Origin of the sequence: Flectobacillus sp., assembly GCF_049240685.1 — a bacterium.
GTDB lineage: Bacteria > Bacteroidota > Bacteroidia > Cytophagales > Spirosomataceae > Flectobacillus.
Genome location: NZ_JBMLSD010000139.1, coordinates 1 through 9,863, shown reverse-complemented (window position 1 = coordinate 9,863; position 9,863 = coordinate 1). Strand labels below are relative to the sequence as shown.

General features: G+C 37.1%; 9 protein-coding genes. 3 read left to right on the top strand and 6 right to left on the bottom strand.

The features are described 5' to 3' along the window. Positions 1-173 precede the first annotated feature (173 nt). Positions 174-359, top strand: a complete 186-nt coding sequence (locus ACOVQ4_RS06375; RefSeq protein WP_421819817.1) for a hypothetical protein — start codon at positions 174-176, stop codon at positions 357-359. Between the two features lie 57 nt (positions 360-416). Beyond that, positions 417-602 (top strand): hypothetical protein, encoded by a 186-nt coding sequence (locus ACOVQ4_RS06370; protein WP_421819817.1) that lies wholly within the window; start codon positions 417-419, stop codon positions 600-602. Between the two features lie 506 nt (positions 603-1,108). Here ACOVQ4_RS06370 and ACOVQ4_RS06365 read toward each other — a convergent pair. From ACOVQ4_RS06365 to ACOVQ4_RS06340, 6 genes are all read right to left on the bottom strand, one after another. Then, complete coding sequence (locus ACOVQ4_RS06365) at positions 1,109-3,667, bottom strand: DUF5686 family protein (protein ID WP_421819816.1); 2,559 nt, start codon at positions 3,665-3,667, stop codon at positions 1,109-1,111. 384 nt (positions 3,668-4,051) lie between these two features. Next, positions 4,052-4,645, bottom strand: coding sequence for a non-canonical purine NTP diphosphatase (locus tag ACOVQ4_RS06360; RefSeq protein ID WP_421819815.1), 594 nt, complete (start codon positions 4,643-4,645; stop codon positions 4,052-4,054). Between the two features lie 117 nt (positions 4,646-4,762). Then, positions 4,763-5,653 carry an FKBP-type peptidyl-prolyl cis-trans isomerase gene (locus ACOVQ4_RS06355; RefSeq protein WP_421819814.1) on the bottom strand — a complete coding sequence of 297 codons (891 nt, stop codon included), beginning with the start codon at positions 5,651-5,653 and terminating at the stop codon, positions 4,763-4,765. 211 nt (positions 5,654-5,864) lie between these two features. Then, positions 5,865-6,743 (bottom strand): FKBP-type peptidyl-prolyl cis-trans isomerase, encoded by an 879-nt coding sequence (locus tag ACOVQ4_RS06350; RefSeq protein WP_421819813.1) that lies wholly within the window; start codon positions 6,741-6,743, stop codon positions 5,865-5,867. Between the two features lie 289 nt (positions 6,744-7,032). Then, a complete protein-coding gene (locus ACOVQ4_RS06345) occupies positions 7,033-7,896 on the bottom strand; it encodes an FKBP-type peptidyl-prolyl cis-trans isomerase (protein WP_421819812.1) in 864 nt (287 codons plus the stop codon). Between the two features lie 69 nt (positions 7,897-7,965). Next, positions 7,966-8,988 (bottom strand): DHH family phosphoesterase, encoded by a 1,023-nt coding sequence (locus tag ACOVQ4_RS06340; protein WP_421819811.1) that lies wholly within the window; start codon positions 8,986-8,988, stop codon positions 7,966-7,968. Positions 8,989-9,277: 289 nt separating this feature from the next. Between ACOVQ4_RS06340 and ACOVQ4_RS06335 the strand changes: the two genes are divergently transcribed. Further along, on the top strand, positions 9,278-9,697 hold the full coding sequence (locus tag ACOVQ4_RS06335) for a nucleoside-diphosphate kinase (RefSeq protein ID WP_421819810.1): 420 nt from the start codon (positions 9,278-9,280) through the stop codon (positions 9,695-9,697). Positions 9,698-9,863 lie beyond the last annotated feature (166 nt).

Genomic DNA, 9,863 nt, shown 5'->3' with positions numbered 1-9,863 from the left:
ACAACCTTAACCACAAAACAGCCTCGATTATCTCAAACTTCGGCGCTCAGTACACTGCTTCGATTATTTCGAACTTCAATGATAATACTACTGCTTCGATTATTTCGAATTTTTAAGCAATGCCCCCAATTTCACTTTAACACAACATTCAAAACTTAAAATCTCTTATTGCCATGAAATCTATCACAACTAACAAACTCGCTATCAATAAGTCTACTGTGGCTAAATTCAACAACAACCACGATAACCTTAACCACAAAACAGCCTCGATTATCTCAAACTTCGGCGCTCAGTACACTGCTTCGATTATTTCGAACTTCAATGATAATACTACTGCTTCGATTATTTCGAATTTTTAAGCAATGCCCCCAATTTCACTTTAACACAACATTCAAAACTTAAAATCTCTTATTGCCATGAAATCTATCACAACTAACAAACTCGCTATCAATAAGTCTACTGTGGCTAAATTCAACAACAACCACGATAACCTTAACCACAAAACAGCCTCGATTATCTCAAACTTCGGCGCTCAGTATACTGCTTCGATTATTTCGAACTTCAATGATAATACTACCGCTTCGATTATTTCGAATTTTTAGGTAATATCCCAATTGACCGTAGAACAGAAATAATCACAAAAAAGAATCCTTATTTGTAGACAATCGCAAACCGCCATTAATGCGCATTCTAAAATTATGAATCTACAATAACTCAATTTCAAACCGCAAAGTTACATTTGGTCAAAAAGGTACTTTTGACAATCAATCTATCATCAAAATTTCTTAGCTAATATCTTCGGCTCTAGGAGGTATGTAAGTGGCTTCTTACTATTTGAAATGAACCAATGGGAATTTAGGAAATTTCACTAAATAAATGGCGGAAAATACTTAACAATACGAATTACTTAATACGTATATTCCCTTAGGTTCATTTCTTTTAAAATGTGTAAATGTGTTTCAGGAAACATTTTGTACAAAGTAAATACCTTATCGCAAAAAAACTATATTCATCTATGACATTTTCGATGTCTGGTTATTTCGAAGCCCTAAAGCCCCATTTCAAAAAAAACTCCTATCAAACTTTTGGTTCAATAGGAGCGAATAACTTAAAACGAAAAATGTACAGAACCTTTGATTGTAAACTTATCTGGTAATTTACCTGAAGGCGACAAATGATCGAGATAGGTAAGGCGATGGAATGCCTGAAGCCTAAAAATTTTAAAGATATTATCTATTCCATAACCAACTTCAACAAAAGGTACATTAGGATTCAAGCTTGAGAAATTAAACTTCGACTCTAGCATGTTAGCAGGATGGCGTGGATTAAATATCGGCATCGCATCATCCATTAGTTGTTGATTACCTTGTTTTTGGCTACCAAATAGTACATTTGCTGTTGCTAAAAGACGCCATTTGAGTTGGCGAATAGCTGGAATCCTATTAAATAGTAAACCCTCAAAATTATGGTTATACTGTAGCGAAACATACTTATCACTCACAAATTCGAAATAGTGCATCGTATTAAATGCGGCACGGTTGAAAAATATCGTTTGGTTTCCTAAATGCGGATACAACAAAGGAGCGGGCAAATTAGATGGCGTGTAGCCCGCAGTTAACAAATAGGAAGAACGCCCTAGGGTTCCTAATCTAAATGTTTGAAATACTTTTGCCGTAAATTTATGATAATCAAAATCTCCATTAAGTACCCCTTTTAGTCCCTTCTGGTAAGATAAAGTCACAACAGGAACGCGCTTGGTGTCGAGTGTAATACGCTCATTACCATCCATAATAAAAGTTTCATTTTTAGCAAAACGAGCCTCAAGCGTTAAGAATGTATCGTCATAATAATCTCTCGATGGCGAAAGTTTACCCATTTCGGGGTCAGTCCGGTATTTGAATGCAAAAAGTGGGTCAAAGTTTCGTTGTATCAAAGATGCCGAGAGGGTTATTCCTTTGGTAGGTTCGGTTTTGATAAATGCCTCATTTTCGCGACGATAGAAAGCTCCTGAATACAGTCCCCATCGTGTAAAAGCATAGAAAACTTTGTTATCACCAATCAATTCGGGAGTAAGGCCAACTCGTTCCAAATCATAGGCGTGCCTTAAGCCTGCTACCGTCCAGTGTCTTCTCGATAAGATATAATTGACCTCGCCTCCATACTTCATTTTCAAATCGCGCGTACCAATGCCTGCAAAACCTCTAAAAACCCAGTGCTTACTAAAAGAGGCATTCGTTCTAAAGCCCATTCTCAGGCGCATTCCTTCGATACGATTAAAGGCAATTGAATATAAATATGGGCCAATCTCAATCCCATCAAAACGTTTATAGCCACTAGCTACTATTTCCGCAACTTCAACGTAGGTTCTTACAATAGGAACATTCCTCACTGTATCTATCAGTTTGGAGGCCAGAACATCCTGAGCACTAAACGGCTCATGACGAGCTTGTTCCCAGTATTTTGGGTCTGGTTCTTTCGAATCCTCTGCTACCTCTACAGGCACATCATAAAAAGGCAAAGGCTTGGGCTGATTGATTACAAAATCTTTGTTGGAGATATACATTTTGAGAAGCATACCTGCCGAATTTTTTGATATTTCGGCTATATCTATCAAAAAACGTGTTTTGACAGGCAACCATGCTCCTTCCGAAGTTTGGGTGAGCTCCTGTGATATTTTTATTTTGTCTATAAAATTAATATTTGCCTCTTTTCCAACCGTTGCATCTATCTGTACCAATGCGTAAGTAGTTGTATCTATATAAGCCTTCCCCACAAACACTAAATCTTTGTCATTCTTTGGGTCAAACTCCATTCCGTAACAGATATGCCCATCAATATCGGTAGTATCAGACAAATACCACTTATATGCTCCTTTCCAGTTTTCGCCAATTGGCGAAATGATATCTTTTCCTAAAAATGCTACATAATTGCTGTAAAAGTTGTAGTTAGCAAATAGATTTCCTCCCACCAGCTGCGACACAAACCCACCTTCTTTTACGCCAACTCCCTTTACATTATTTTTAACAATCATCTCTTTTTTGCGAGAAGGACTTTCGCGGTAGTAATATTTAGAGACTGTTTCTGAAATAAAAGTTGGAATGACAGCTTTTCCATCTTCTCCTGCTATTTTTTCGAATTTATCAATAGCTCCTTGGATTTGCTTCATTACTTTTTTCTTCTTGAATTTTTCTGAAATATTATCCACATCCAGCTCCATTTTTGAATAAGAATCATACTCATAGGCTGATAGGCGCTTACGGTCATTCTTTTCACTGTTTTCGCGAAGTTTACGAAGAATTTTAAAAGCTGGATTTTCACCCGAATAAACAATTACCTCATCTAATGATTTGGCCTCAGCTGCCAGCTGAAAATCGATGGTTTGGTTTGCAGCATTTTTATCAAGCGCTTTCATTCGTGTCTTGTATCCTACCGAGCTTACATATAGAGAATCGCCTATTTCCTTTGCACGAATGGTAAATATACCTTCAAAGTTAGTTTGAGCACCTATATTTTTACCTTTGATACCGACTGTAGCAAAAGGAAGTGGATCACCATTTTTTGCATCTGTAACTCTACCTTTTATGACGAATTGTGCTTTTGTTGTTAGGGTTGTTAAGATTAGAATGGTTATAATTTTTGTGAATAAAAAGAGGTTTTTTGTGCACATGTATAAGACAAGTGATTTTGATTTTAACATTTCTTGAATAATACCAAGACGGCGATAATGCTTTAAATCAGTGATTAGATATTTTATAAACGGAAACTTAACAGTTGGCTATTAGCGCCAATAATTTAAAGAGATTTTTTATTCAAATTTGGAAAAAGAAACTTAAATATACAATTTATTAATATGACAATCCAAAGACATATTCCCCTCCAACTTACTGAAGATAAGTCGAGCATCAGACCTAATGAAATTTCATATTTGCGACACTGAACGCTTTGTATGTACGAAAAAAACGATACAAATGATTGTGTCTAGGAATTGAATATCTTTTGGAGCAAAACAATTGTGATACTTTTGTAAAAAGCAAAAAGAGGTTGTTAATCTTTACGATAATTCTTTTAAGAATTGGACTAATTTTTGAAAAGCTCGTCCACGGTGTGACATACTGGCTTTTTGTTCCATGCTCATTTCTGCAAATGTTTGTTCGTACCCCTCTGGCACAAAGATAGGGTCATAACCAAAGCCACCTTCGCCTCTCAGCTCAGCTATTATTTGTCCTTCTACGATTCCATCAAATTGGTGAATTTTTCCATCTAAAATCAAAGTAATAACAGTTCTAAATCTTGCTTTACGATTTGCTTTGTCCTTCAAGTTGGTCAAAAGTAATGCAATATTATCAGCGTTGCTACGGTGTGCGCCTGCATATCGGGCCGAATACACCCCTGGCTCGCCATTAAGCGCTTCAACTTCCAATCCAGTATCGTCGGCAAAACAGTTGATATTACCATAATTATCAAACAGGTATTGGGCTTTTTGTAGAGAATTGGCTTCAAGGGTATTACCTGTTTCGGGTAATTCTTCTTTACAGCCTGTAGCTTCGAGAGAGATGAGTTCGAACTGCTCGCCAAGCATAGCTTGAATTTCTTGCAACTTATGGGTATTGTTTGTTGCAAAACATAACTTTTTCAACATAATCATTCAAATTTTAGTTTCGGGCTATACTTTTCATGTCAAAGCCTTCCTCTGTTGAGAAGAAGGCTTTGATACTTTTTGTAAAACTACAAAGAAAACAGTCGAGTACTGCCCTGACTGTCATTATTTTGCAGAAACTACCTCCACTTCAAATTGTAATGAAGAATAAGGAGGTATCACATATACACCTGTACTTTGATTTACACTACCACTACTTGAATACCCAATGTTTGAAGGGAAGATAAACACGGCTTTTTCTCCTACCTTCATTCTAGCAACGCCCTCTTCAAACCCTCTGATGGTGGCATTTGCACCGACAGTAAAGTCCATAGTACCTGCGTCAAATTGAGCATCATAATAGAGTTTATTATTCGCATCCACTTTTCTCATTTCAAAAAGTAATTTTCCTGTGTATTTCAAGGTTACTTTCTTGCCTGCCGTCAAAGACTCTCCGCTAGGATTAGCGCTAGTTACCGCAAATCGCAAATCTGTAGAGGTTTTGGTAAATGATAATTGAGGGAACTTTGTTGCGATATACTTATCAATATTCTCATTTTCGGTGAGTGTACTCAATAAGTCAATCTCAATAATCACAGGATCGCCATTACTTTGAAGTTGGGGGAAAATAAATTTACCTTTATCTCCTACACGCATGATACTCAAAGGATAGTTGAAAACACTGTTATAAGCTCCAAAAATATAATCATACGCAATTTTCTGATTTACTCTTGAACTATCGACGATGGTACCTGCAAGGTTTTTGATAACAAAATTGATAGACGACAAGTCACCAACCACTGGAACACGGCCAGATGGGTTTGAGTTGTTGATTTGGAAATAAAAACCCGAGGCATGTTGCTGTACAGTAAGGTTATTGTCGGCAATATATTTTTTTACAGCTGCTTCATTTTGCTTAAGCTTCTCGGTAGCTGCAGGGTCAGGGTCGCCATTACTCATACACGAAGTCATCAAAAATGCGCAGCCAATCGTTAATAACCAGAAGAATTTTTTCATAATAAATACAATAATTGGGGTTTAAAATTGCATAATGTCATGCCATTGCATACATCTGCCTTTCAAAAATAAAGAGTTAGATGTTAGAGCATCTTATCCTAAAGACTCCAAAGCTAGCAAAATGGTTGTATCAAAACCTCCATTCCTTACAACTTTATCTTTTAAAAGGATTACTTACTCTAATTTCTAACTCTTTTGATAATATTTACTATTAATTATCGCCCACTGCTAAAACTTGTACATCAAAAATCAATGGAGATTCTCCTGGAATTTTGGGTAAAGAGCCTGTAGTACCATAGCCAATAGAAGAAGGGAAAATTAGCGTTGCTTTCTCTCCAACTTTCATTAACTCTACTCCTCGTTGAAAACCTGTGATTGCCGAAGAACCACCGATTGTAATTTTGAATGTATCTGATTTTGCAACATTTGAATCAAAGATAAATCCGTTGAGTAACTTACCCGTATATTTTACTTTAGCGATTTTACCACTAGCCATATAATCACCAGTACCTTCTTGTGTACGAATATATCTTAAGCCGTTACTATAATTACCAGTAAGCGTCAGCTTATTGGTAAGTACGTATCTATCAATATCAGCATTTTCACTATATGCTTTAAACCAACTGACATCAACTTTGATTGGAGAGTTGGCGGGCAAATTAGGGAAGGTTTGTGAACCTAAAGCCTGTGTTGATGGTATAATAAAAGTAGCTTTCTGACTTTCACGAATTAGAGGTAAAATTTTCATAAAGATACTAGTACTACCACCGTACATAAATACAAATGGTTTTGTCTGTGTTGAGCTATCCAATTTAAATCCATCCAATCTCGATATAACATATTGAACTCTTACTGTATCTCCTGTCGCTAAGGATTTGCGCCCACTAGTATCGCCCGCAGTAACTGCATAGTAAATACCATTCGTTGCTTTGGTAAATGATAATGACTGTGAACTTAAATATGTCTGAATTTTGGTTTCGTTCTGCTTAACGATTTCGTCGTTTTCTAGAACGATCGTCGATAAGCATGAACTCACTAGCACTACAATCGCAAACAGCCCCAGCACATATAAACTTTTGATGTTTTTCATCTTTGATGATAATTACAGATTGTTAGATTAAAAATTAGCTTGGAATATCTTTGACTGAAAATTTTGAAGAATAAAGCTATTGGACAATAACAACATCTCAAAGACAGTCTTTCATAGTGTAAAATAACGACAAGCAATTGTGGAATAGTGCTACTTGGCTGTTAAAAACTGTTAAAATTAGCAGTTTTGCACTTTAGTATGAAGGGATTTCCAAAAACAGACAAAAGTGTAAGATGTATCCGAGAATACCGCCTACACTTTTATCGGATAATTACTTACAACCTTGATATTATTTTGATGCAGTGAAATCAATTACTTCAACCTCGAATACCAAAGCAGAGTTACCTGGGATTGGGCCTTGTCCTTGCTCGCCATAACCAATAGCTGGAGGAATAACGAATGTTGCTTTACCACCTTTTTTCATCAAGGTCAATGCTTCGTTAAATCCTGGAATCATTTGTCCGATTGGCATATCGATTGGTTGTTTGCTTTGGTCAAATACTTTACCATCCAAGAATTTACCAACATACATACACTTACAAACGTCTCCTTTTTTAGGGTTAGCGCCAGTACCTTCTGTTGTGATTGAATAATACAAGCCTGAAGGAGTAGTTTTGAAGGTCTTTCCTGATTTTGCGATATAATCTTGAATCAATTTTGGAAGTTGTGTTTTACGCTCTTCAGCCGCTTGTTTTTCTTTTTGAGCATTAGCGGCCATTTCTTTATCAAAATCAGCACGAGTTTGTACTTTCAAGATTTTAACAGCATATTTCAAGTCTGTTCCTTTTTTGATAAAAGGAGGTAATTGCTGAGCACCTTTTGCAAGTGAGTCTACAGGTACATATATTGTTGCACTGTCGCCCTGAGCAAGTAATCTCAAACCATCTTCGAAGCTACCTTTAAAGCCTGATGCACCCGCAGGCTGCACCATAGCACGAGCTGGATTAGCTACAGTTGACTCTTGTAACAATGAATCTGCGCTATTGTAAATTTTTGCGGTAAATGTGATGATATCGCCATCTTTCAATTTCTTTGCCTTATCATCATGATTGTGAATTTGAATCTTCACATTTTCAATTACTTCTACACGATTTTTGTTACATGCAACTACTAAGCTAGCAGCAGCCATAACCATGGTAAGTTTTTTAAGCATTTTTCTGTTTATTATAAAAAATTAATTTAACTCTTGTCAAAATTAAAAGCAGAGCATAAGCTTTTGAATTTATTCTGCTTTCAACAACTCTTCTTTGTATTCGGGAAGGATTGATAACAATTTAGCGACGGTTCCTTCAACTCCCAAACCTGTAGTTTTTCCGCCTGCTGCATTTTTATGGCCTCCTCCATTAAAATATTTGGATGCTAGACCATTCACGGCAAACTGTTCGATAGAGCGGAAAGACATTTTTACTGCTTCGGGACGATCTACAATAATCACCGACATAACCGTGCCTTCTACTTGCAATCCATAATTAACAATACCTTCGGTATCACCAGTTTGAGAATTGAATCGTTTGAGCTCGTCGGCGGTCACAACGAAGAATACCACTTTGTATTCTGGTAAAACAACCATTTTTTCGGACAATACAAATCCTAAAAACTTAAGGCGTTCTACCGAGGTACTATCATAGATTCGACGATGCACCAAATTGGTATTTACCCCAAGTTCCATGATATCAGCTGCGATACGATGTACCTCTGGCGTTGTGCTTGGATGCCTGAACGAGCCAGTATCTGTCATGATACCAGCGTATAGGCTTTCGCCGATAGCGCTATCGATGAGGTGTTTATCTCCCAACAAAACGATTAATTGATAAATCAACTGAGCTGTGGCCGATGCTTTGGTATCGTGATATACAAAGGTAGCAAAGTCTTCAGGGTTGATATGGTGGTCTATCATTACCTTGGTTGCCTTTGCATTTCTTACGTACTCTGCCATAGCCTCGATGCGAGCCAAGGCAGAAAAGTCGAGGCAAAAAATCAAATCGGCCTCGTGGATATATTGTATGGCTTGCTTGTGAGCTTTTGAGTCTTCAAAATTTAGAACCTCATCATTCCCCTGCATCCAGTTCAAAAACTTAGGGTAATCGGATGGAGTGATTACCTGTACTTGATGACCTTTTTTCTTGAGGTAGCCAGCCAAACCCAACGATGACCCCAAGGCATCTGCGTCTGGTTTGAAGTGAGTAGTAATCACAATCCTCTGTGGCGTGGCGATTATCTCACGGAAGGCTTCGAAGTTTTGCATTCTATTAGTGATTTCTCCTAAAAGAGTTTTATTTTTAGTTATTTAGCCCACAAAGTTAGAGAATAGTTTACAGTTTATAATTTATCACTTAGAGATTTTTGAAATATTCGAGTGATTTTGGCTTAAAATTGCTATATTCGGAAGGTAATCATTTGTAAATCAAGCTAGGAGTATATGAATCCGACAAAACCGTATAGTAATTCCTTGGAGGCTTGTTGGAATATTCTTGGAACTTGATATAATCGGATATAATTTTGTACTAAACAAAAATCAAATAATACCCATTTTTATGGCTACTAACAGAACCTTTACAATGATTAAACCAGACGCAGTAGCGGATGGTAACTCAGGTGCAATTATCAAAATGATTGAGGAAGCAGGATTCAAGATTATTGCAATGAAAAAAACATTGTTGACTCCAGCTCAAGCAGGCAAATTTTATGAAGTGCATGCTGAGAGACCATTCTACGCTGATCTTTGCGAATACATGTCTTCTGGTCCTATCGTTCCAATGATTCTTGAAAAAGAAAATGCAGTTCTCGATTTCAGAACACTTATTGGAGCTACCGACCCAGCAAAGGCTGACGAGGGTACTATTCGTAAAATCTTCGCAAAATCGTTGAGCGCCAATGCTATTCATGGTTCTGATTCTGATGAAAATGCGGCTATTGAAGGTGCATTTTTCTTCGCAACTACTGAGCAATACTAATCTTTTGGGTAGTACACTTCAGATTCAACATTTACAACAGAAGCTATCTTTAATGGGTAGCTTTTGTTGTTTGAGATGACTTAGTTTTGTTTATTAGGCTGTAAGCTGTAAGCTGTAGGCTGTAAGCTGTAAGCTGTAGGCTGTAAGCTGTAGGCTGTAAGCTGTA